Annotated in this window: 20 protein-coding genes and 1 pseudogene; 5 read left to right on the forward strand and 16 right to left on the reverse strand. The window is 62.1% G+C overall.

Annotation, left to right across the window (positions count from 1 at the left end):
• Genes VNV36_RS14735 through VNV36_RS14750 form a run of 4 tightly spaced genes read right to left on the reverse strand, consistent with a single transcriptional unit; the run spans nt 1 to nt 7746 of the window.
• Nucleotides 1-4575, reverse strand: a complete 4575-nt coding sequence (locus VNV36_RS14735) for an alpha-2-macroglobulin family protein (RefSeq protein ID WP_325718414.1) — start codon at nt 4573-4575, stop codon at nt 1-3.
• Nucleotides 4572-5222 (reverse strand): DUF1175 domain-containing protein, encoded by a 651-nt coding sequence (locus VNV36_RS14740; protein ID WP_325718457.1) that lies wholly within the window; start codon nt 5220-5222, stop codon nt 4572-4574. Before VNV36_RS14740 ends, VNV36_RS14735 begins: the two co-directional genes overlap by 4 nt.
• The gene (locus VNV36_RS14745; RefSeq protein WP_325718415.1) at nt 5207-6919 is read right to left on the reverse strand and encodes a DUF2138 domain-containing protein; all 1713 of its coding nucleotides are present in this window, start codon (nt 6917-6919) and stop codon (nt 5207-5209) included. Before VNV36_RS14745 ends, VNV36_RS14740 begins: the two co-directional genes overlap by 16 nt.
• 35 nt (nt 6920-6954) lie before the next feature.
• Nucleotides 6955-7746: a YfaP family protein gene (locus VNV36_RS14750; RefSeq protein WP_325718416.1), complete on the reverse strand. Its 792-nt coding sequence runs from the start codon at nt 7744-7746 to the stop codon at nt 6955-6957.
• Nucleotides 7747-8023: 277 nt separating this feature from the next.
• Here VNV36_RS14750 and VNV36_RS14755 point away from each other — a divergent pair, with 277 nt between their 5' ends.
• The 5 genes and pseudogenes from VNV36_RS14755 to VNV36_RS14775 all read left to right on the forward strand — a co-directional run bounded on the left by VNV36_RS14755 (nt 8024) and on the right by VNV36_RS14775 (nt 14440).
• On the forward strand, nt 8024-9148 hold the full coding sequence (locus VNV36_RS14755) for a Fic family protein (protein WP_325718417.1): 1125 nt from the start codon (nt 8024-8026) through the stop codon (nt 9146-9148).
• A 148-nt stretch (nt 9149-9296) separates the two neighbouring features.
• Complete coding sequence (locus tag VNV36_RS14760) at nt 9297-9539, forward strand: exodeoxyribonuclease VII small subunit (protein ID WP_003228627.1); 243 nt, start codon at nt 9297-9299, stop codon at nt 9537-9539.
• Entirely contained in the window at nt 9536-10423 is an 888-nt protein-coding gene (gene ispA, locus VNV36_RS14765; RefSeq protein WP_325718418.1) for a (2E,6E)-farnesyl diphosphate synthase, read from the forward strand. The genes VNV36_RS14760 and ispA overlap by 4 nt, the downstream gene beginning before the upstream one ends.
• A gap of 91 nt (nt 10424-10514) precedes the next feature.
• On the forward strand, nt 10515-12413 hold the full coding sequence (gene dxs, locus VNV36_RS14770) for a 1-deoxy-D-xylulose-5-phosphate synthase (RefSeq protein WP_325718419.1): 1899 nt from the start codon (nt 10515-10517) through the stop codon (nt 12411-12413).
• A gap of 140 nt (nt 12414-12553) precedes the next feature.
• A pseudogene (locus tag VNV36_RS14775) lies at nt 12554-14440 on the forward strand (TonB-dependent receptor domain-containing protein).
• 105 nt (nt 14441-14545) lie between these two features.
• On the opposite strand, the gene VNV36_RS14780 reads toward VNV36_RS14775, so the two are convergent.
• The 12 genes from VNV36_RS14780 to nrdR form a co-directional block, all read right to left on the reverse strand.
• Nucleotides 14546-15346, reverse strand: coding sequence for a cobalamin-binding protein (locus tag VNV36_RS14780; RefSeq protein WP_325718420.1), 801 nt, complete (start codon nt 15344-15346; stop codon nt 14546-14548).
• The gene (locus tag VNV36_RS14785) at nt 15346-15765 is read right to left on the reverse strand and encodes an MFS transporter (RefSeq protein ID WP_325718421.1); all 420 of its coding nucleotides are present in this window, start codon (nt 15763-15765) and stop codon (nt 15346-15348) included. The genes VNV36_RS14780 and VNV36_RS14785 overlap by 1 nt, the downstream gene beginning before the upstream one ends.
• A complete protein-coding gene (ribA, locus tag VNV36_RS14790; protein ID WP_325718422.1) occupies nt 15762-16379 on the reverse strand; it encodes a GTP cyclohydrolase II in 618 nt (205 codons plus the stop codon). The genes VNV36_RS14785 and ribA overlap by 4 nt, the downstream gene beginning before the upstream one ends.
• Nucleotides 16380-16633: 254 nt before the next feature.
• Complete coding sequence (locus tag VNV36_RS14795; protein ID WP_325718423.1) at nt 16634-17371, reverse strand: substrate-binding periplasmic protein; 738 nt, start codon at nt 17369-17371, stop codon at nt 16634-16636.
• Between the two features lie 25 nt (nt 17372-17396).
• Entirely contained in the window at nt 17397-17900 is a 504-nt protein-coding gene (locus VNV36_RS14800) for a phosphatidylglycerophosphatase A family protein (RefSeq protein WP_325718424.1), read from the reverse strand.
• On the reverse strand, nt 17897-18862 hold the full coding sequence (gene thiL / locus VNV36_RS14805; RefSeq protein WP_325718425.1) for a thiamine-phosphate kinase: 966 nt from the start codon (nt 18860-18862) through the stop codon (nt 17897-17899). Before thiL ends, VNV36_RS14800 begins: the two co-directional genes overlap by 4 nt.
• Nucleotides 18863-18889: 27 nt before the next feature.
• Nucleotides 18890-19390 (reverse strand): transcription antitermination factor NusB, encoded by a 501-nt coding sequence (nusB, locus tag VNV36_RS14810; RefSeq protein ID WP_325718426.1) that lies wholly within the window; start codon nt 19388-19390, stop codon nt 18890-18892.
• Nucleotides 19387-19863, reverse strand: coding sequence for a 6,7-dimethyl-8-ribityllumazine synthase (gene ribH, locus VNV36_RS14815; RefSeq protein WP_003228649.1), 477 nt, complete (start codon nt 19861-19863; stop codon nt 19387-19389). Before ribH ends, nusB begins: the two co-directional genes overlap by 4 nt.
• Nucleotides 19864-19954: 91 nt before the next feature.
• Nucleotides 19955-21046, reverse strand: a complete 1092-nt coding sequence (ribBA, locus tag VNV36_RS14820) for a bifunctional 3,4-dihydroxy-2-butanone-4-phosphate synthase/GTP cyclohydrolase II (RefSeq protein ID WP_325718427.1) — start codon at nt 21044-21046, stop codon at nt 19955-19957.
• Between the two features lie 16 nt (nt 21047-21062).
• Complete coding sequence (locus VNV36_RS14825; protein ID WP_325718428.1) at nt 21063-21728, reverse strand: riboflavin synthase; 666 nt, start codon at nt 21726-21728, stop codon at nt 21063-21065.
• 47 nt (nt 21729-21775) lie between these two features.
• Nucleotides 21776-22909, reverse strand: a complete 1134-nt coding sequence (gene ribD, locus VNV36_RS14830; RefSeq protein WP_325718429.1) for a bifunctional diaminohydroxyphosphoribosylaminopyrimidine deaminase/5-amino-6-(5-phosphoribosylamino)uracil reductase RibD — start codon at nt 22907-22909, stop codon at nt 21776-21778.
• Nucleotides 22906-23370, reverse strand: coding sequence for a transcriptional regulator NrdR (gene nrdR / locus VNV36_RS14835; protein ID WP_003228656.1), 465 nt, complete (start codon nt 23368-23370; stop codon nt 22906-22908). Before nrdR ends, ribD begins: the two co-directional genes overlap by 4 nt.
• Nucleotides 23371-23394 lie beyond the last annotated feature (24 nt).

The following is a 23394-nucleotide window of genomic DNA, read 5'->3' on the forward strand; positions in this document are numbered from 1 at the left end:
TCAGTTGACCGTGACCTGACCGAGGGCGGCTTTCGCCTCCTGAGCCTGATGCTGTGGCGCGTAGACCTGCTGGAAACGCACCGGCGGCAGGTTGAACTGGCCTTTTTGCGAGAAGCGCACCAGATGACGCAGACGCAATTCGCCGCTCAGCGCGTCGACCGGCACCGCGTAAGCCAGTTGACCCGGTTCGAAGCGCGCCTTCTCCAGCGCGGTCGGTTCGGTGCCGTCCTTGCCTTGCAATTTGATGCCCCACGTCGTGCGCTCGACATCCGCGCCCGGCGGCAGCGGCACTTCGAGCATGCCGTAGCGCAGCGGTTTCGGCGCTTTGCTGGTGACGATCACTTCGTCCAGGTACAGGCTGTCGCTGGACAGCGGCTTGCTGCCGACCGGCTCCAGTTTGAAGGTGAACGCTTCGTCGCCGGGCACCAGTCGTGACAGGCGGCGGGTGATGGTCACGGCCATCGGATCGACGGGCAGTTGCTGAGTCTGGAAGCTCAGTGCTGCACGCAGCGGCCGCTCTTGCGTGCCAGCTACCGTCAACACGCTCGGTACCGGCGTGGCGCCCTGCCATGTCCAGTACATCTCGCCGCTGGCGCCATGGTTTTTCTTCCAGCCTTCACCCGGCATCAGCGCAATGGTCGGCGACGCCTGGGCGATGCTGCGTTGCAGCCAGGTCAGCGCCAACGCACGTTCCAGCGTCGATTGCTGCGGCAACAAGCGTTGCAACAACGCTGTGGCGCGAGGCTGATCGAAGGGTTGCAGCGACAGATTCAACGCTTCGACAAATGGCTGCGAGCTGACCGCCAGACGTTGTTGCGCTGCGCCCAGTTGGCGATTGAACGCATCCGGCAAAGCGACTTTCGCCTGCGTGGCCAATGAAGCGGTCAGTACCCGCGCCGCCGCCAGACCCAGCGCCGAATCCGGATCGCTCATCACCAGACTGTCCTGGCCATCATCGAGCAGGGTTTCAGCACTGCCCTCACCGGCCTTGGCCAGATCGTCGATCAAACCACTGAGCAAGGTGCTCACCGGCAACTGCATCTGTTTGGCGAAGGACAGAATCAATGCCCGTTGCAGCAACGGCGTGTTCGGCGCTTGCTTGGCGTACACCTCCAGCACCCGCTGCCAATGCTCAGCCGGCAGGGTCAGGTCGAGTACGCGGCTGGCGTTCCAGTCGGCGTAATAGGCATAGGCGGTGAGAAATGCATCCGGCTCGCCGTCATAGCCCCACCAGGTGAAGCTCGCCGATGGCCCGGCCATTTGCACCAGACGCAAGCGGCTGTTCTGCATGATCAGGCGCAAGCGATCACGAATCTGTGGGTTCGAGGCCAGCGACGGATAGGCGATGCTCAACGGCAACAAGCGACTGGCGGTCTGCTCGACGCCGCCGTACGGGTAGCTGAGCAGGTCGTCGAGGGCCGAGCGGAACAGCGCTTGCGGGCTGTCATCCAGACGCAGGCGAATATCGGTGGCGTCGGCTGGCAGACTCAAAGGTGTGTCGCCGCTGGCGACGTCGAGGCTTTGCGTCTGCGTGACTTGCCAGCCTTCACCGGTTGCACTCAAGCGCACAGCCAAGGCATCGGCGACTTTGCCGTCCTGCACCAGCTCCGCTGTCCACTCACCAGAGGCCAGGGCGAACGCCGGCAGCGGCAAATAATTGATGCCGCTGCTCAGGGTCACCGGCAAGCGCTGTTGGGCGCCAGCATAGTGCGTGACCAATTCGGCCTTGGCCGGTTTCTGCGCCTGACTGAACGCAAACACGCCCAGTTGCGGCTGATCGCCCTTGCGGAATTTGCTCGGCCCGCTCCACTTCAGGTACAGCGGCTTTTCCGAACGGACGAACTGCTTCTTCTGCCCGACCTGGCCGTCTTCGGCGATGGCGCGGGCGGTGATGCGCCAGCGGGTCAGCGAGTCTGGCATTTTGAAGGTGAAACGGGTTTTGCCGTCGGCGCCGGTCAATAGCTCCGGCTGCCACGCAGCGGTGTCGACGTCTTCACGGCGCGGACGCTCAAGCACTTTCACGCCGCGCTCGCTGCGATTGGCTTTACCCGGTGCGCCGGGGCTGCCCGGCAACGCCACGTCATAACTGATGAACGACAGGCTGGCGCTGGTGCGCACGTTGTTGCGCCGTGGGTGGTAGAAGAACTGGTCGATGGTCGGCGCGACTTCCGGTTGCAGCGCGTAGACCATTTCATCGACCACGCTGACGGTCAGGTGCGCCGGAACGGCTTTGCCAGCGAACTGCGTGGTCAGGTCGACCGTGACCGTGTCGCCCGGCAGATATACGGCTTTGTCCGTGCTGATCGCTACGTCGATTTGCGGCGCGACCACTTTGATCCCGGCGTTCTGGAAACTGTACTGACCACCCTTGGTGTAAAGCACGGAGAAGGTCAGGTTCGGCGCGAAGCTGTCCTTCACCGGGATGCGCGCGCGGTATTGCGTGTCGCTGAGTTTTTCCAGTTTCAACCAGTCGCCACCCTTGGCCAGCAGCGCCGTGGCTTCGACTTTGTCGCGCTCCAGCGACAGCAGCGCATCGCTGACCGGTTCGGGGAAGGTAACCAGCGCCAGCGCTTCATCGCCAGCCTTGTACTCAGCTTTGTCGAGGACGATTTCCACGGTGCCTGGCACCGCTTTCACACCCTCGCCAGTGACCGAATGGCCGGTGGCGCCGAGAACGCGGCCGTGTTGATCCTTCAGCGTCAGGTTGTAAGTGCCCGGACGCTCGAAAGCGAGGCTAAAACCTTTGTCAGCTGCGGCGAGTTTGCCTTCGCCGGTGCTCTGGTCCTCCAGGCGCACCCAGGCGTAGCTGCTGGGCGTCACGGCTTTGCTTTGTTCGCTGCCGCTCTCATTGGCGTAGCTGAAGGCGACATTGTCGCCGACCGCGCTGAAACGCTGTGGCGCGCTCAGGCGGAAACTCGCAGCGCCACGGTCGATGAGGATTTCCTTGGTGGTCTTGACCCGATACGCCGCGCCGTCGCTGGCAAACACTGTGAGCATGTAGCGGCTCGGCTTATCCGCCGCGGGCAGGTCGAGGCTCGCGTTGCCCTTGCTGTCGGTGGTCAGTTCGGTGCTGGTCAGCTCCACCGGGAATTGCCCCAGATATTGCAGCTCGTTGTCGACCATGGACAGTTGCTGGGCGCGCAGGCTCAGGCTCAGTTTGGCGTTGGCCACCGGTTTGCCGTCCGGATAGAGCAGCACCAGACTGCCTTTCACCGGCTCGCCGGTGCGGTAGTCCTGCTTGGCCAGGTTCAGCGAAATTTCGAAGTGCGGTTTGATGTACTCGGCCACGCGGAAGGCGCTGCTGTAGGCCTGATCCTTGTAGTTGAAGCGAATCTCGTAACCTCCGGCGACGGCGTTGTCCGGCAACTGGAAACGGCCCTGAGTGCCAGCCCTGGAATCCAGCTTCAGATCGAGGGTCTGCAGTTCGGTACCGGTGGCATCCAGCACGCTGACGCTGATATCCGCCGCGCCCGGCAGCACCGAATCACGGGCATTCTTGAACTCACGACCGACAATCTTCAGCGACACCCAATCGCCTGGGCGATACAGCGGCCGGTCGGTGAAGGCATAGAGTTTGGTGTCGTAGATTTCGCTGTCGTAGTAGAAGTTTTCCGAGACGAATACACCGCCCTCTTCGTCCTCACCGATGACGAACGAGCGCTCCGGGCTGACGTGTTTCAGACGCAGCAAACCGTCAGCGTCGGTGGCACCGCTGCTCATCACGCCGAGGCCGTCAGTCCACAACACATTGACCTTCGCCACCGAGCTGCCTTCATGTTTGCGCGCGGCCCAGACCAGCAGTTCATCACCGGCAATCTTGCTCACCGCGACGGTGTTGGAGACAAACACCATGGCGGTCGCCCGGTACTTGCCGATCAGCGCTTCGACCAGATACAACCCGGGCTTCAGATTACCCAGCGGGATGTAAACGTTGCCCGGCGCGACGCTGACAAAGTCGCTGGACGAACCGGCCAGATTGACCCCGGCCGGCGGCTGGATCGGCTTGGCCTGCCACAGCGGATAACGGAACTGGCTGACCACCGGCAGACCCGGAATCAACGCAAATTGCGGCTGCGCGTCATACGGCGTCGGCGCGGCCATGGCATCGCCCATCTTCAGTTCCGGCACTTCTTCGGTGACCTGTTTGCGCGACTCATAGGAGAACGCACGCTGCATCACCCGCCGGGATTTGCGGTACCAGTTGTCCCACAGATACGCGAGGGTATTGGACAGGCCTTCACCCTTGAACTGGCCATCGCTGACCACGCGGTGCAGGTTCTTCTGACGCTTGAGGAAGTCCAGCGGCTTGTCGATGCGGTACACGCGGATGTCGGCGCCACCGTACGGCTCCATGCGAAAGCGCCGGTAGTCACGACCGGGTGCTTCGAGGCGAACCATTGCCTGCTCGTCACTGGCGAAACTGCTGTCGGCCAGCAGAAAGAAGCTTTCACCGGAGACCGGCGTGTAATTGCTCGGCTCGACCGAGTCTTCGGCATTGACGCTGGTCAATGGCAGCAGCAACGCCAACAGCAAAGAAATTCGCGAACAGATACGCAACATGCGGGCACCGGTCATTGGGAGAGAAAGTTCAGTCGATAGACGCCGATGAAGTTGGGGTTGGCTGCGTCGGGTATCCATCGGGTGTCCTTCCATGTCATGAGTTGCTGCAGGCTTGCCGAACGCATGCCGTTGTCAGTGGGGGTAGTGGTGCCGGTGTGATAGGCGATGTAGCGGCCCATCCAGATCATCAGGTGCTGGTCGTCGCCCTGATCGAAAAACATCAGATCACCGGGCCGCGCCTGCGCCACATCGCGGCCGACCAGATGACTGTTGAACTGAATCAGTTTGATCGCGTTGACGTACGGCCCGACCTTGCCGCCGCCCTGCTGCCACTGTTGCGCGAGCTTGCGTTGCTCGTCGCCCAGCGCCAACTCCGGCGGCAGATAGCGATTGGACAGACCATTGCTGCGCAGCCATTTGTCGTCGTGGACTTTCAGCGCTTCGTTGGCGGCAAAGCGCACCAGCCCGGCGCAGTCCTGCTGATACCAGCGCGGGCTCGGGCCCTGGCTCAGTTGCTCTTGAGCAATACGCACAAACCAGGCGCGAAAGATCTGGGATTGCGCCGGATCGAGCGCTGGCGCTTCAATCGCGCGGGCGCCTGCGCTGAGCAACAGCGCGAGCAGGCCGAGGCTACGGATCAGTGCGGTCACAGCGCTTTCCATTCCAGCGGCAGCCATTGCCAGTGGCCGTCAGGCTCACTGCCTTCGGGCAAGGTCAGGGCGTATTTGCCGTAGCCGCCGAGGGTGCGCAGTTTCGGCATAAGGTAGGTTTGCGCAGCGTTGTAGAACACTGGCTCCATGTCCTGCGGCAGGCTGTCGAGGGTTTCACGCTGCATCAGTTGCGCTATTGCATCCGGGCCGAAGTAGATCGGCATCAGCACATCCTTGGGCAGCACGTCGGCCATCGGCGGGAAGCGCTTGTCGAGGGTGCCGAGGGCTTTGTCGACCAGTTTGTCGTCGAGGGAGAACAGCAGCGTCGAGCCGTGGCGGGCGAGACTGACCCTCATGAACGCGCGGCCACTGATGGCGTCCGGGTTCTCGGCAGTTTTCGCCGCATAGGGACCGAAACCGGAACTGACCTGGCGCTGCCAGACATGGCTCTGCCCTTGCTGCTGCTCGACCACCGGGAACACTTTTTCGCCGACGTTGGATTCGAACGCGCCAACCATCGAGCCGAACAACTTGCCGAGATCGCCGTCGAGCTGGCTGCTGTCCTGATCTTTCAGGCTGGCGACCAACAACGGCGTGTACAACCGGGAATCGGCGTACCAGCACAGGCCCGCCGCGCCGGCAACATGTTCGGTGAGGGTTTGCGCCACGGTTTCTTCAGCACCGAGCTTGATCAATATCGGTTTCTGCGGTTCGGCCGCCACCGGCAGGGTTACACAAGCGCTCGCCCCCAGCGGCATCGCCTGCCAGACCGGTTTGAAATCGAAGTCCGGCTGGTTTTCCAGCTCGTCCATGGCCAGGTAGCTGTGCCAGCCCTTGTCGTCCATGTCGAAACGCAGCCCGGCGAAATTCGGGATAAAGCGCTGATAGCCCATGGCCAAAACGCTGGAATTGACCGACAGGCGCTGTTTGGTTTCCGGGCTTTTCGCTGGCAGGCCGAACGCTTCCGGAAAGAGTTTTTCACCGTTGAGCAACGCCGCCAGCGCTTGTGGAGTGACATGGCCGGACTCTTGCGAAACGCCGCTTTGCGGGTCGTAGTACTTCGCAGGATTGGACAGCACCACCAGCTTGTCGCCGCGCGACGCAAACAGCAGCGATTTACTGGCGTTGTAGCTGAGTTGATACAGCGGCACATCATCGCCGCCGACTTTGAGAGTGCCGAAGACGCTGAGCTGGGTGTCATCCAGCGCCACTTTCGCCAACGGCTCGAGCAGCTTGGCCAACCCGCCGCGATCCATCACCAGCAGGAAATCCTTCAGGCGACCGTCGGCGCCACGCCATAACGCGACATCGGCCGGTTGATCGAAAAGCTGCTCAATCAGGCTGTCCTGCAATTTGAGGTCATGCTCGTAGATGATCCTTCGCAGGCTGCCGATCAGGCCGAGGCGGTCGGCGTGGGTTTCGTAATAGAAGACGAAATCCTCGGTCAGCGTAGCCTTGAGGAACGGCACCGTCAGCAGGTCCTTGGGCAACTGGCTCAGTGAACGGGTTTCGAGCAAGGCGTCCGGGCGACTGAGGCCGAGCTTTTCGCTGGCCAGTTCTGTAGGCGGCGCTTTGGGCTTGAGCAGCAGCCAGCCGAAACCGCCCGCCACACCGGCCACCAGGCACAGGCCGAGCACGATCAGCGGCCAGCGCCGCGAAGGTTTGGCCGCGGGTGTCGCGGCGGCTGGAGTCACAGTGTTATCGCTCATGTTCACAACATCCGAGTTCATCCGTGGCGGGATGCTTAATAGTTGAAAGTCTTGACCAGCAGCAGATCACCGATCGCCCGCAGGGGCACGATGAAGGTTTCGCGTTTTTCGTCGACGGTATTTTCGTTGAGCACCAGGGTGATCTGCGAGGTGATCACCTCGTTCTGGTTGCTGGTCTCCTCGAAGTTATAGCCGCCATCGCCGTAGTTGCCCCAATAGTTGACGTAGACCAGATAGGTGCCGTGCAGTGGCGCGGTCATGGTGAACATTTCCGGGCCGGGGCCGTCGACGCCATCCGGGTCAAGGCCCCCGCCATTGCTCAGTGCCGGCCGCGACCAGAACGCATGCTGACCGTCGGGTGTGACAATGTGCAGATCCAGCTCGGCTTTCGGGTCGTCCCATCCCAAGACAAGACGAATCCGCGCCGGCGTGCGCAGATTATTTGCTTCATAAAATTGCACGCGCTTGAGCGACTGGCCGTTGGCGCTGATCACTTCGACGCTGTTGGAACCCGCACCAAATGCGTACGGCCGGGCGAAACGCCCCTGATCGTCGGTGTACAGATTCAATGGATTGCCGTTGACGGCGAGGCTGTGCGGCGGGCGCATGTGCCCGATGGCCTTGAGCTGGCCCTGGATCATCGTGCGATTGCGCTGGATGCCGCGATCGATCGGCGGCGTCGGGTAGGCAACCTGCGGGTTTTCCGAGCGATCGAGCAAGCCGTGATAACGCCAGCCGCCGACCGGCTCTGCCAATTCGGCAGTCGGCGCCGCCCACAGCGCAGGGGCGCAAGCGAGGCCGATCAGCAGCAAAAGAAATGAACGCATGTGACGCCTCCTGCCATGCCTTGAACGAAACCTTGCACCCGATCCTCGGTACTTCACAGCGGTGAACTGCGTTTCGTCTGAATGGCCCGTGAATATCGGGCTGTAGAAGCCGCGAAGATTAGCGATTCGGCAGTTTTTTAACAATCGGATACAGGTGTGATTGCTGCAGGAATCTCGCTCCCCAGGTAGACGGTGAGCCGAATAGCCGGCATATTCGGCTCACCAAATGAGCCGAATAGCTTTTTCATTCGGCTCACGCTTCCCTGACAGGTGATCAATGACTGCGCACTGGATCTGGCAACAACCCGATTGGCCCGACTTCAACTGGCAGGCCGAACGCCTCGCGCCGCTGCTGCGCGAGTGCGTGCAGACGCAAGGTCGACTCATGGGCATGGCCGGCTCGGTCGGCGAATCGATGAGTGCCCAGAGTGAACTCGATGCGTTGCTACAAAACATCGTGACGTCTTCCGCCATCGAAGGAGAGCAACTGAATGTCGGCTCCGTGCGCTCTTCTCTGGCCCGGCGCCTGGGTCTGGAATGGATTGATCGCGAGGGCGTCAGCGAGCGCAGCGAAGGACTGGCGCAATTGATGCTCGATGCCACCCACGGTTTCGACCAGCCGCTGACCCTTTCACGATTGCTGGAATGGCACACCTGGCTTTTCCCGGCCGAGGAAGCGACGTTCAGAGCCCGATCAGGTACCTTGCGCGGCGACGAGCCGATGCAGGTGGTATCCGGACGACTCGACCGGCCAACGGTTCACTTCGAGGCGCCACCGCGCCAAGGGCTGGAACAGCAACTCGAGAGATTTCTGAACTGGTTCGAAGCCAGCCGCGATCAGGTATCGCTGGATCCGCTGTTACGCGCGGGCATCGCGCATTTCTGGTTTGTCACCCTGCACCCGTTCGATGACGGCAACGGCCGTCTGACCCGCACGATTACCGATCTGGCCCTGGCTCAAGGCGAAGCGCAGGCAATTCGTTTTTACGCGATGTCCGCGAGCATCCTCGACGATCGTGCTGGCTACTATCGGATTCTCGAATCCAGCCAGAAAGCGACGCTGGACCTCACCGAATGGCTGACCTGGTTTTTGCAGACATTGCTGCGCAGCCTGGAGCAAGCCATCACCCGGATTGACTCCGTACTAGGCAAATCCCGTTTCTGGCAGGCACACCGCGAATCCGACCTGTCAGCGGAGCAGATCAAAGTGCTCAATCGCTTGCTCGATGGCGGTGAGCGCGGTTTCGACCAGGGCCTCAGCGCAGGGCAATATCAAGCTGTTGCGAAGGTTTCCAAAGCCACCGCGACCCGACATCTGGCGGAGTTACTGGAGAAAGGTTGCCTGCGACGCCTGCCGGGCGGCGGACGCAGCACGCGTTACAAAATCAACTATCCGGATTGATCCACTTACATTGTGGCGAGTGAGCTTGCTCCCTCGCCACAGAGATTTATGCTGCTCTCGGCGGTGCCTGCGCAAGCCCGCTCATTTGCCCATACCCCCCCTATCTGCTAGTGTCGCGCCGGTTTAACGTCTACCGGAAACTGCCGCCATGGCCCGCAAAAAAGCTGCACTGGATTTCGAACAGTCCCTCGCCGACCTGCAAACACTGGTCGAGCGTCTGGAGAACGGTGAATTGTCGCTGGAAGACTCGCTGACCGCTTTCGAGCAGGGCATCGGCCTGACCCGTGACTGCCAGGCGGCGCTGGCTCAGGCAGAGCAGAAAGTGCAGGTGCTGCTGGAGCGCGATGGCGAACTGGCCGAGGAACCCTTCGACGCGGAACAGCCAGAATGATTGCAGCGTATTCGGCGACCAGCCAGGCCCGGGTCAATGCGGCGCTGGAGACTCTGTTCAACGCGCCGTTGCCGGAACTGGCGCGGCTCTACGAAGCGATGCGCTACAGCGTGATGAACGGCGGTAAACGCGTGCGTCCGCTGTTGGCTTACGCGGCGTGCGAAGCCCTCGGTGGCAAGGCCGAACAGGCCAGCGGCGCGGCGTGCGCGGTCGAGTTGATCCATGCCTACTCGCTGGTGCATGACGATTTGCCGGCAATGGACGATGACGATCTGCGTCGCGGCCAGCCGACCACCCACAAGAAATTCGACGAAGCCTGCGCGATCCTCGCCGGTGACGGCTTGCAGAGTCTGGCGTTCAGCGCCCTGCTTGACCCGCGCCTGAGCGATTGCAGCAGCGAGACCCGCCTGCACATGGTCACCGCGTTGGCCCACGCAGCGGGCCCGGCAGGCATGGTCGGCGGTCAGGCCATCGATCTCGGCTCGGTCGGTCTCAAACTCGACCAGAAAGCCCTTGAGCAGATGCATCGGCACAAGACCGGCGCGCTGATCGAAGTCAGCGTCAGACTCGGTGCCCTGGCCAGTGGCCGCGCCGACGCAAACCAGCTGCAGGCCCTGCAGACTTATGCACAGGCCATCGGTCTGGCCTTTCAGGTGCAGGACGACATCCTCGACGTCGAGAGCGATACCGCCACCCTCGGTAAACGCCAGGGCGCCGACATTGCCCGCGATAAACCAACCTACCCGGCGCTGCTCGGCCTCGATGCCGCCAAGGCCTACGCCCTGGAACTGCGCGATCAGGCCCTGCAGGCGCTGCGACCGTTTGACGCGGCGGCCGAGCCGTTGCGCGAGCTGGCCCGGTACATCGTCGAACGGCGCAACTGACGGCGTATCGGCCAAAAAAGACCAACGCGTGGGCAGGGGGCGATGCATCAGGTAAACTGCCGCATCTTTTATACCTATAACGATTCGCCTGATGCCCACGACGTTTCATGAGATTCCCCGCAAGCGCCCGACCACGCCCCTGCTCGACCGCGCGAACACGCCGGACGGCCTGCGCCGGTTAGGCGAAGCCGAGCTGGAAACCCTGGCCGATGAGTTGCGCCTGGAACTGCTCTACACGGTCGGCCAGACCGGTGGGCACTTCGGTGCCGGCCTGGGCGTGATCGAGCTGACCATCGCGCTGCATTACGTCTTCGACACCCCGGACGACCGTCTGCTGTGGGATGTCGGGCATCAGGCGTATCCGCACAAGATCCTCACCGGTCGCCGCGAACGCATGGCCAGTCTGCGCCAGAAGGACGGCATCGCCGCATTCCCGCGCCGCTCCGAGAGCGAGTACGACACCTTTGGTGTCGGCCACTCCAGCACTTCGATCAGCGCCGCGCTGGGCATGGCCATTGCCGCCCGTCTGCAGGACAGCGAGCGCAAAGCGATTGCCGTGATCGGCGACGGTGCACTGACGGCGGGCATGGCCTTCGAAGCGCTGAACCACGCGCCGGAAGTCAACGCCAACATGCTGGTGATCCTCAACGACAACGACATGTCGATCTCGCGCAACGTCGGCGGGCTGTCGAACTACCTGGCAAAGATCCTTTCCAGCCGCACCTACGCGAGCATGCGCGAAGGCAGCAAAAAAGTCCTCTCGCGCCTGCCCGGCGCCTGGGAAATCGCCCGGCGTACCGAAGAATATGCCAAAGGCATGCTGGTCCCAGGCACCCTGTTCGAAGAGCTGGGCTGGAACTACATCGGCCCGATCGACGGCCACGACCTGCCGACCCTGATCGCCACCCTGCGCAACATGCGCGATCTCAAAGGCCCGCAGTTCCTGCACATCGTCACCAAGAAAGGCAAAGGCTTCGCCCCGGCGGAGGTCGACCCGATCGGTTACCACGCCATCACCAAACTCGAACCTCTGGACGCCCCCGCCGCTGCGCCGAAGCAAGCCGGCGGGCCGAAGTATTCGGCGGTGTTCGGCGAGTGGCTGTGCGACATGGCCGCCGCCGACACTCGTCTGGTCGGGATCACCCCGGCCATGAAGGAAGGCTCGGATCTGGTCGCATTCAGCGAACGATTCCCCGAGCGCTATTTCGACGTGGCGATTGCCGAGCAACACGCAGTGACCTTTGCCGCTGGCATGGCCTGCGAAGGCGCGAAACCGGTAGTGGCGATCTACTCGACATTCCTGCAACGCGGTTACGACCAATTGGTGCACGACGTCGCAGTGCAAAATCTCGACGTGCTGTTCGCCATCGACCGCGCAGGTCTGGTCGGCGAAGACGGCCCGACCCACGCCGGCAGCTTCGATCTGTCTTACCTGCGCTGCATCCCGGGCATGGTCATCATGACCCCGAGCGATGAAAACGAATTGCGCAAAATGCTCACCACCGGCCATCTGTACAACGGCCCGGCGGCGGTGCGTTACCCGCGCGGCAGCGGCCCGAATGCAGTCATTGAAAAAGATCTCGCTCCGATCGAAATCGGCAAGGGCATCGTCCGTCGTCAGGGCAGCAAAGTCGCCCTGCTGGTATTCGGCGTGCAGCTGAGCGAAGCCTTGAAAGTCGCCGAGAAGCTCGATGCCACCGTGGTCGACATGCGTTTCGTCAAACCCCTGGATGAAGCACTGGTGCGCGAGATCGCCGGCAAACATGAGTTGCTGGTAACCATCGAAGAAAACGCCATCATGGGCGGCGCCGGTGGCGCGGTCAGCGAATTCCTTGCCCGCGAGAACATCCTCAAGTCGATGCTGCATCTTGGCTTGCCGGACATCTACGTCGAGCACGCGAAACCGGCGCAGATGCTCGCCGAGTGCGGGCTGGATGAAGCCGGGATCGAAGCGTCGATCCGCCAGCGGCTGGATTTGCTCAACAGTTGACGCAATCCCGTGTAGGAGCTGCCGAAGGCTGCGATCTTTTGATCTTGCTCTTCGGCAGCTCCGGAACCTTTAAAAAGCAAAATCAAAAGATCGCAGCCTTCGGCAGCTCCTACATGGTTTTGCAAAGACCATAGATTGCCATGAACCTCTCGCGCCTCGCCCTGCCCTTTCTCTTGCTGCCCAGCGCCGGTGCCCTGGCCGACACCTTCGAGCGCGATCAGGCGCTGAAGCTGCCGGACACGCTGATCAGCGCCAACCGCCAAGTCGAGGCGCGCAACGACAGCAGCGCCGCCAACACCGTGTTCACCCGCGAAGACATCGAGCGCCTGCAGCCGAGCGATGTGCCCGATCTGCTGCGTCGCGTGCCCGGTGTGCAAGTAGCGCAGACCGGCGGACGCGGCAGTCTGCCGGGCATCTACATTCGCGGCACGCAATCGGCGCAGAGCCTGGTGCTGGTCGATGGCCAGCGCATCGGCAACTCGACCTCCGGCGACAGCAATCTGCAGCACCTGAACATCGAGCAGATCGAACGCGTCGAAGTGCTGCGCGGCTCGCGCTCGGTCATTTACGGCAGCGATGCGATTGGCGGGGTCATCCAGATTTTCACCCGGCGCGGTGCCGAGCAAGGCTTGCAGCCACGCCTGCACCTCGGCTTCGGCAGCCATCAGACTCGGGAGCGCAGCCTCGGTCTGTCCGGCGGCGATGACGAAACCCGTTTCAACCTCGGCGCCAGTCTGGATGAAACCGCGGGCATGGACCGCACCCATGAGTCGTACCCAAGCGATGGCGATCACGATGCCTATCGCAACAAGTCCCTGAGCCTGAGCCTCAGCCACGCCCTGAGCGAGAACATCGAAGTCGGCGCCAATCTGCTGGATAACCGTGGCAAGAGTGAATTCGACAACCCCTTCGGTCGCTTCGACATGAACACGTTCGAATCGCTGCAACAGCAACCGTACAGCGATTTCACTGTCAGCAGCGTCAGCAGTTATGTCGACGCGCGGGTCAATGAAAACTGGAAGACCCGCGTCGAGTTCGGCCACAGCGAAAATCGCGAAAAGACCTTCGACAAGCTCAGCGACGAACGCACGGTGTTCAATACTTATCGCGACTCGGTGAACTGGCAGAACGACCTGACCCTGGACGCGCGCAACAGCCTGATCCTCGGCGGCGACTGGTACGAAGACCGGGTCAACAGCAGCACTGCGTTCGACGAGGACAGCCGCTGGAACCGCGCTGCCTTCATTCAGCATCGTTACCAGGCCGACAGCTTTTCCACCGAAATCGGCCTGCGCCACGACGACAATCAGCAGTTCGGCAGCCAGAACACCTAGAGCGGCACCTTCACCGTGCCGCTGAATCCGGATAACGATCTGCTCGCAAGCTACAGCGAAGGTTTCCGTGCGCCGACCTTCAACGACCTGTATTACCCGGATTTCAGCAATCCCGACCTGAAGCCGGAAACTTCGAAAAGCTACGAACTGCAATGGCGCAGCCAGTTGAGCGACAGCGCGCGCCTAGAGGCCTCGATTTATCGAACCGACCTGGAAGACGCGATCATCTTCGGCAGCAACTCACGCCCGCAGAATGTCGCGTCGGCCCGGATCAATGGTTTTGAGGCGGCGCTGAAGCAGGATCTGCTCGGTTGGCAGAGCAACCTCGGCGTGGCGATCATCGATCCACGCGATCGCGATACCGGCCATACGCTGGCGCGACGTGCGCGACGCACGGCAAGTTGGGATCTCGATAAGCAGTTCGATCGCCTGGGGCTCGGCGCCAGCTGGCAATGGGTCAGCAGCAGTTACGACGACCTGAACAATACCCAGGCGCTGGGTGGCTACAGCACGCTCGGGCTGCGCAGCAGTTGGGCACTGAACCGCGAGATCAAGCTGGATTTGAAAGTGGATAACTTGCTGGACAAGGGTTACAGCCGGGCGAACTACAGCTATGACGGCGCGCAGTATGGCTATCGTGAGGAAGGTCGGGCGTGGATGTTCGGGGTGACCTGGACCCCGGAAATTCGCTGAGATCCAATGTAGGAGCTGCCGAAGGCTGCGATCTTTTGATCCTGACCTTCGGCGGCTCCGACACCGCCAAAAACAAAGTCAAAAGATCGCAGCCTTCGGCAGCTCCTACATGTCCGGCGCGATCAATTGGCAAAGCCTGGAGGTGGCGCTAATCATCTGTCCGCTCGGTCTTTCAAGGCCTTTATCACTGACCAACAGCAATTGCCCCTGCCTGACTGCTGCCACCTGCGGCCAGGCTTTCCACGCCTCCAACTGCGCTTGATCACCGGCCACAATCACCTCGGGATCGCGCTGCAACACCGCCTCGACACTCACTTGCGGCGCAGGCAGATTCAGGTCGGCGAACACATTGCGCGCACCGCACACTTCAAGCGCATCGCTGATGATCTGCCCGCCACCAACGGTGTACAGCGGTTTGTCCCAGACCTGATAGAACACCCGCAACGGCACGTCACGGCGATAACGCTGACGCAAACCATCCAGTTGCGCGCGCAACTCAGCCGACCGTTGCGCCCCACGCTCGGGGCGGCCGAGCTGCTGGGCAATCGCCTCGATCTGCGCCGCCAGTTCCGCCAACGTATGAGGCTCGGCGACGAAGGTGGGAATGTTCAGGCGTTTGAGCTGATCACGCTGCCCCGCGCCGACACTGCCGGGCCAGAGCAAGAGCAGATCCGGCTTGAGGCTGAGCAAGCGCTCCATGTCGAGCTGGCCGTAGCGGCCCACAGACGGAACATTGGCGATCGCCGCCGGCCGCTCGCCGGCATCCAGTACGCCGACCAGCAAGTTGGCGGAATCCAGTTCAACGACGATTTCGGAAAGCGAGGGTGCGAGGCTGACCACCCGCAACGCGGAAAGCGCCTGACCGCTGAGGACGAGCAGCAGAACCGCCAGCCACAGGCGACCCATCAGCCGAGCTGACGTGGAATACGGTAGAGGTAGAACAGCACGGCGGTAGACAGCGCCAGCAACATCAACGGCACGGCTTCGAGACCGACGAACACTGCCAGTGCGCCAATCCAGGCCGGCAGAGACGCCACCAGCAACGCCGCACGCCGACGCGCCGCGAGGGCGATCCATGCGGCCGGTTCATCGGCGGTATCGAGGGCTTTTTGCGTGGCAATCAGTGCGTGCTTGTAGCGACCGAAATATTTCAGGCTGACAAACATCGAGGCAACGCCGGCGATGAACAAGGGCATCGCCAGCACTGGCAACAGACCCTGGCCCTCACCGAACAGCGCGTTGAGCATGAACAGCGGCAGCAGGGCCAGCGCCAGGTATTGCCACCAGGTCACCGACAACCGCCGCCGTACCTGACCGCGAGTCACGCGCGGTCAACCTCGCCCTGATGCTCGTTGCCCATCATGTGGTCGAGCTTGCTGGCCTTGGTCGCCAGGTAGAGTTTGTTGTGCGGATTATGACCGGTGTGCAGCGGCACGCGCTCGGCGACAACGATGCCCATGTCGGTCAAGGCTTTGACCTTGCGCGGATTATTGGTCATCAGACGCAGGGATTTCACCCCCAGATGTTCGAGCATCGGCAGGCACATGGCGTAGTCGCGCTGGTCAGCGGCAAAGCCCAGACGCTCGTTGGCTTCCACGGTGTCGGCGCCGCCGTCCTGCAACTCGTAGGCACGGATCTTGTTCAGCAGTCCGATGCCGCGCCCTTCCTGACGCAGGTACAGCAGCACGCCACGGCCTTCGCGGGCAATCGCCTGCAGCGCCGCTTCCAGTTGCGAGCCGCAGTCGCAACGCTGGCTGAACAAGGCATCGCCAGTCAGGCATTCGGAGTGCAGACGACCGAGTACCGGGGCACCGTCGCCAATTTCACCGAGGCTCAGCACGACGTGCTCACGCCCGGTGCTCTCATCAAGAAAGCCGTGCATGGTGAATTGCGCAAAAGGCGTTGGCAGCTTGGAAGCGGCGACGAAGACGACAGGCACCGATGTGCTCCTGATCTAGAAGACTGAAAATTCGCAGGTCGGCATTGTAACAGCAGGTTCCTACAGACGCTTAGGCTGAATTATCGGGCATAACGATCAAAAAGTTTGATGACAATCCCGCCGGCGCCGCCGCTCACTGTAGGAGCTGTCGAGTGCAACGAGGCTGCGATCTTTTGATCTTGAACTCAGAGCGACATCAAAAGATCGCAGCCTCGTTGCACTCGACAGCTCCTACAAGGGATTTGCGTCGGGCTTCAATTGGAGTTGAACGGATACGGCTGCTTCCACTTCTCGAAGATCGGCTTCAATTCACCGCTCTGCACCAACTGCGCCAAACGCCGGTCATACAGCGCCATCAGCGCCCGGGCCTGCGCGGTATCGGCAAAGCCAAGAAACAGCGGCAGTTCGGTCAGATGCGAATAACGGTACTGCGCCGGATCCGACGCATCGCGCACGACGGCTTGAATTTCGGTCAAGGCATCGATGTAGTAATCGGCCCGCCCCTGCTTGAGCATCAGCAGAATGCCGGTGCGCCGTTCGATCTGGTTGTAGCGTTTGATATTCGGCAGGTAGTTTTCGTAGCGGTAGCCGCGTACCCAGGCCAGGCGGTATTTGCCCAGGGTCGCCAGGGTCGCTGGCGGACTGCTTGCCAGACCCATCGCGTAGATGTGATCGGAATCGAAATTCCACTGCGGATACAACACGTGCTCGGCTTCGTCACGGTAAGAACCGACCAGTGCGTCGACCTCCTTCAACTGCACCAGCCCTACCGAGCGTGTGTAGGGCACCGTGCGAATGTCCAGCTTCACGCCGGCCGGTTCGAAAACCTTGCGCAATACGTCCCAGGCCAGCCCATGGCCGTCGGCGGCGGTGTAGTCTTCCCAGTCTTCGCTGGCCAGATGGATGACCGCCGGGGTCGGCACGGCTGCCTGCGCATGGGCGATCATGCTCAGCAAGGCCACAACCAGTATCGCCAACCCGTTTCGCACCATCCCTTGTTTCCTCAGTTGATTCGAATCAGGCGAAAACCCATACCAGCCCCTGCATCGCCGCCCATGCAAACACGCCGGCCAGCACATCGTCGAGCATGATGCCGACGCCGCCGTGCACATGTTTGTCGATCCAGCGGATCGGCCACGGTTTGAGAACATCGAAAAAGCGGAACACCAGAAAACCGGCAAGCAACCAGTACCAGCCTTCCGGTACCAGCCACAGGGTGATCCACATACCGACCATTTCGTCCCAGACGATGCCTTCGTGGTCGTGCACGCGCAAGTCGTCGGCCACTTTGCCGCACAGCCAGAAGCCGAACAGCATGGTGATGCCGAGCATCAGCCAGTACCCCCAATCGGGCAGCATCTGCCACAACGGAATAAACGGCAGCGCCACCAACGAGCCCCACGTGCCAGGCGCCTTGGGCAATGTGCCGGAGCCGAAGCCGAACGCGAGGAAATGCCAGGGATTGCGCCAGACCGAAGGAGGCACGAATTCGGCAGGGACCTGTTTCGGGTGATCTGTCACGGTGACTCCTGAAAATGTTGGTAGCCGCGAATCTGCGGGGTGATGTCGTGCCCGTCGCGATCCAGCAACACCACGCCCTGGCCCGGCACCACGCGACCAATCACATGGAATGGCCAGCCATCGGCCTGCAGCACCGGCAACTGCGCGGACGGCAAGGTGAACGCCAGCACGTAATCATCGCCTCCGCTCAATGCCGCACGCTCGGCACCGCGCTGGCCGAGAAACGCGACTAAAGCATCGGACAACGGTACACGCTCGCGTTCAATTTCAAGGCGTACCTTCGAAGCCAGGGCGATATGGCCGCAATCGGCGAGCAGGCCGTCGGAAATGTCCAGCGCTGCCGTGGCCTTGCCGCGCAGGGCCTGGCCGAGGGCCAGTTGCGGTTGTGGCGACCAGTAGTGATCGAGCAACGGCTGGCCAACTTCGGGCGGGGCATCACGCTGGCCCAACACCAGCGGCAAGGCGCCGGCAGCGTTGCCCAGCTCGCCGCCGACACAGAGCAAATCGCCGGGCTGCGCGCCACTGCGGGTCAAGGCCTGGCCTGCCGGTACGCGACCGAACACCGTGACCGTCAGGCTCAACGGCCCTCGCGTGGTGTCGCCGCCGACCAACGCTATGCCGCAGCTTTGCGCCATGCGGTTCAAACCACGGGCGTAGGCTTGCAGCCAATCGGCGGTCACCGTCGGCAAGGTCAGGGCAAGGGTAAAGGCAATGGGCGCGGCGCCCATGGCGGCCAGATCGCTGACCGCGACGGCCAGCGAGCGCTGGCCGAGCAGAAACGGATCGCAGGGGTCGGCGAAATGCACACCGGCCACCAGCGTATCGGTGGAAACCGCCAGCTGTTCCCCGGCGGGAACCGCGAGCAAGGCACAGTCGTCGCCAATCCCCAGCGCAACGCTTTCGCCGCCCTGCGCACAAGGCGCGGCGGCGAAGAAATTGCGGATCAGCTCAAACTCGCCCATGGCCGAGAAAAAGTATTCAAGCGCCGATCAGCGCTTGAACGCCTTCACTTCAGCTTCACGCAGGCGCGGGGCCAGCTTGTCGAGCACGCCGTTGACGAACTTGTGGCCGTCGGTCGAACCGAACACCTTGGCCAGTTCGATACCTTCGTTGATCACAACGCGGTACGGCACGTCGACGCGCTTGAGCAGCTCCCAGGTCGACAGGCGCAGAACCGCCAGTTCGACCGGGTCCAGCTCTTCGATCGCCAGATCCAGGCAAGGCGTCAGAGCGGTGTCGATTTCGGTCTTGAACTGCGGAACCCCGTGGAGGATTTCGCGGAAGTAGGCACCGTCGACATCGGTGAAATCGTTATCAACGCGAAACTGCGCTTCGATCTCGTTCAGCGACTGCTTGGCCATGTGCCACTGGTACAGCGCCTGAGTCGCGAGCTGACGGGCTTCGCGACGCTTGGCACTTTTCGAGGGCTTGCCGGCATCCGCAGGTTTCGGATCGCGCGGGTTGAAACGATCGCTTTCGTCGCTAATCACTTGGCCTCCAACTGCGCCAGCAGGCTGACCATTTCCAGAGCGGACAGGGCAGCTTCGGCACCTTTGTTACCGGCCTTGGTGCCGGAACGTTCGATGGCTTGCTCGATGGAATCCACGGTCAACACGCCGAAGGCGACCGGTACGCCGAACTCCATGGAAACCTGGGCCAGGCCCTTGGTGCACTCGCCAGCGACATATTCGAAGTGCGGAGTACCGCCACGAATGACCGCGCCGAGGGCGATGATTGCGGCGAACTCGCCTTTCTGGGCGACTTTCTGCGCAACCAGCGGGATTTCGAAGGCGCCCGGTGCACGGATGATGGTGATGTCGCTTTCGCTCACGCCGTGGCGAACCAGGGCATCAACGGCACCGCTGACCAGGCTTTCAACCACGAAGCTGTTGAAACGGCCCACTACCAGAGCGTAGCGGCCTTTAGGGGCGATGAAGGTACCTTCGATGGTCTTCAGGGTCATTCGTCAGTTCTCTTAAAGAGCCGGGACACGTCTGCTACGCATCCCTCAGTGATTTATTTGCCGCGAATTGGAGTCCGCAAACAGCCGGTCATTATTCGGAGGGCACGTATTCTACAACTTCCAGATCGAAACCGGATATCGCATTAAATTTCATCGGTGCGCTCATCAGGCGCATTTTGCGCACGCCGAGGTCACGCAGGATCTGCGAACCGGCACCGACAATGCTGTAGGTGGTCGGTTTTTTCACCGCCGCCTGATCAGCGGTTTCACGGATATGCGCCAGCAACACGTCGCCATCGAGCGGATGACCGAGCAGCAGCACCACACCGCTGCCGGCCTCGGCCACCGCAGCCATCGCGGCGCGCAGGCTCCAGCGCCCAGGCTGCCTGACCATCAGCAGGTCGCGCAGCGGGTCCATGTTGTGCACGCGGACCAGGGTCGGCTCTTCGGCGCAGACGGTGCCCAGGGTCAACGCCATGTGCACGTCGCCTTCCACCGAATCACGATAGGTCACCAGGTTGAATTGGCCCAGTTCGCTGTCCAGCGGTTGCTCGGCAATCCGCTGAACGGTACGTTCGTGGATCATCCGGTAGTGAATCAGGTCGGCGATGGTGCCGATCTTGATGTTGTGTTCAGCGGCGAACGCCTCAAGTTCAGCGCGGCGGGACATGGTGCCGTCGTCGTTCATCACTTCGCAGATCACCCCGCTCGGCTCGAAACCGGCCATGCGCGCCAGATCGCAAGCCGCTTCAGTGTGGCCGGCACGAGCCAGGGTGCCGCCAGCCTGGGCCATCAGCGGGAAGATGTGGCCCGGGCTGACGATGTCTTCTGCCTTGGCGTCTTTGGCGGCAGCCGCTTGCACAGTGCGCGCGCGATCGGCGGCGGAGATGCCGGTGGTGACGCCTTCGGCCGCTTCGATCGAGACGGTGAACTTGGTGCCGAAACCGGAACCATTGCGCGGGGCCATCAATGGCAGCTTCAACAGTTCGCAGCGCTCGCGGCTCATCGGCATGCAGATCAGGCCACGGGCGTGTTTGGCCATGAAGTTGATGTGCTCGGCCTGGCAGCATTCGGCGGCCATGATCAGGTCGCCTTCGTTCTCGCGGTCTTCGTCATCCATGAGGATGACCATCTTGCCTTGGCGGATGTCTTCAACCAGTTCTTCGATGCTATTGAGCGCCACAAGGCACCCCCTTCAGTCAGGATTTGAGGTAGCCATTGGCGGCCAGAAAACTTTCGGTGATGGTGCTGCCGGCCGTCTTTTCTGCGGCCTTGTCGCCCAACAGCAGACGCTCCAGATAACGCGCCAGCAAGTCGACTTCCAGGTTCACCCGGCGGCCCGGCTTGTACGAGGCCATGATGGTTTCGCTGAGGGTGTGCGGAATGATCGTCAGCATGAATTCGGCGCCGTCGACTTCGTTCACGGTCAGGCTGGTGCCGTCGACGGTGATCGAGCCTTTGTGGGCGATGTACTTGGCCAGTTCCTTTGGCGCGCGGATGCGAAATTCCACGGCGCGGGCATTGTCGCTGCGCGAGACCACTTCGCCGACACCATCGACGTGACCGCTGACCAGATGGCCGCCGAGGCGAGTGGTCGGAGTCAGGGCTTTTTCCAGATTGACCGGGCTACCGCTTTTCAGGTCATTCATGGCGGTGCAATCGAGGGTTTCGCGGCTGACGTCGGCGGCAAAGCCGTTGCCTGGCAACTCGACGGCGGTCAGGCAAACGCCGTTGACCGCAATGCTGTCGCCCAGTTTGACGTCGCTCAGATCGAGCTTGCCGGTGTCGACATGCACCCGCACATCACCGCCCTTTGGGGTCAGTGCGCGGATACTGCCAATGGATTCGATGATGCCGGTGAACATGGGGTTCTCCTTGAGAACGGGGCCAGCGCTAACGCGATGGCCGGGAATTATACGCGGGCCGAGGGGACAGGGATCGCAGTGACTCGCCAGTCATCGCCCACCGCGCGGATTTCAGTGATTTTCAGCTCCGGCGCGTCTTTCATCTGCGCCAGCGGCCAGTCCAGCAATGGACGTGCCGTAGAGCCGAGGAACTTGCCGGCGATGAAGATCACGAATTCGTCGACCAGACCGAGTTGCGCAAAGGCGCCGGCCAAGCGCGGGCCAGCCTCGACCAGCACTTCGTTGACGCCACGGTTGGCCAGCTCGATCAGCAACCGTTGCAGATCGACCTGGCCGTCTTCACCCGGCACAGTCAGGCATTCCGGGCCGTTGGCGTATTGCTCTTCGACAGCAACGCACGTGGCGACCAGCGCCGGCCCGGCCTTGAAGAACGGCGCATCCAGCGGCACCCGCAGACGCCCGTCGATCAGCACGCGCAATGGTGGGCGACTCATGACCAGCGCGGTTTGCGCGACATCCAGGCCCAATTCGCCGGCACGCACGGTCAAACGTGCGCCATCGGCCAACACGGTGTCGGCACCGGTCAGCACCACCGCCACCTCGGCGCGCAAACGCTGCACCGCTGAACGCGCGGCCGGGCCGGTGATCCACTGGCTCTCGCCGCTCGCCATCGCCGTGCGACCGTCGAGGCTCATCGCCAACTTGACCCGCACGAAAGGCAAGCCGTGTTCCATGCGCTTCAGAAAACCTTGATTGAGCTTGCGCGCTTCAGCTTCCAGCACACCACTTTGCGTGGCGATACCGGCCTCGGCCAGACGCTGCAAACCGCGCCCGGCGACCTGTGGATTGGGATCACGCATCGCCGCCACGACCCGGGCAACGCCAGCGGTCACCAAGGCATCGGCGCACGGCGGTGTGCGTCCGTGGTGGCTGCACGGTTCCAGAGTGACGTAAGCCGTTGCGCCCCGGGCCAGTTCACCGGCAGCGCGCAGGGCGTGGACTTCGGCATGGGGTTCGCCGGCGCGTTCATGCCAGCCTTCGCCGACAATCTGCCCGTCACGCACCACCACACAACCGACCCGAGGATTGGGATGGGTGGTGTAGTGGCCCTTGCGCGCCAGTTCCAGCGCGCGGGCCATGAAGTGGGCGTCGAGGATCGCCTGCTCGGCGGCGGTGGTCATTCTTTCACCGGTTCGCGGGCGAGGCGGTCGATCTCTTCGCGGAATTCGTTGAGGTCCTGAAAGCGCCGGTACACCGAAGCGAAACGGATATAGGCGACTTCATCAAGCTTTTGCAGCTCGGCCATCACCAGCTCGCCGACCACGAGGGACTTGACCTCGCGTTCGCCGGTGGCGCGCAGCTTGTGCTTGATGTGGACCAGAGAGGATTCGAGGCGCTCGACGCTCACCGGACGTTTCTCCAGCGCGCGTTGCATGCCAGCGCGCAGTTTTTCTTCGTCGAACGGTTGGCGGCTGCCGTCGGTTTTGATCAGGCGCGGCAACACCAGCTCGGCCGTCTCGAACGTGGTGAAACGTTCGCCGCAGGCCAGGCATTCACGCCGGCGGCGCACCTGTTCGCCCTCGGCGACCAGACGCGAGTCAATGACCTTGGTGTCGTTGGCACCGCAGAAGGGACAGTGCATGGTGGCTGGCAACAAAAAATGGGA

Source organism: Pseudomonas sp. (assembly GCF_035554175.1).
In the GTDB taxonomy this organism is placed as follows: domain Bacteria; phylum Pseudomonadota; class Gammaproteobacteria; order Pseudomonadales; family Pseudomonadaceae; genus Aquipseudomonas.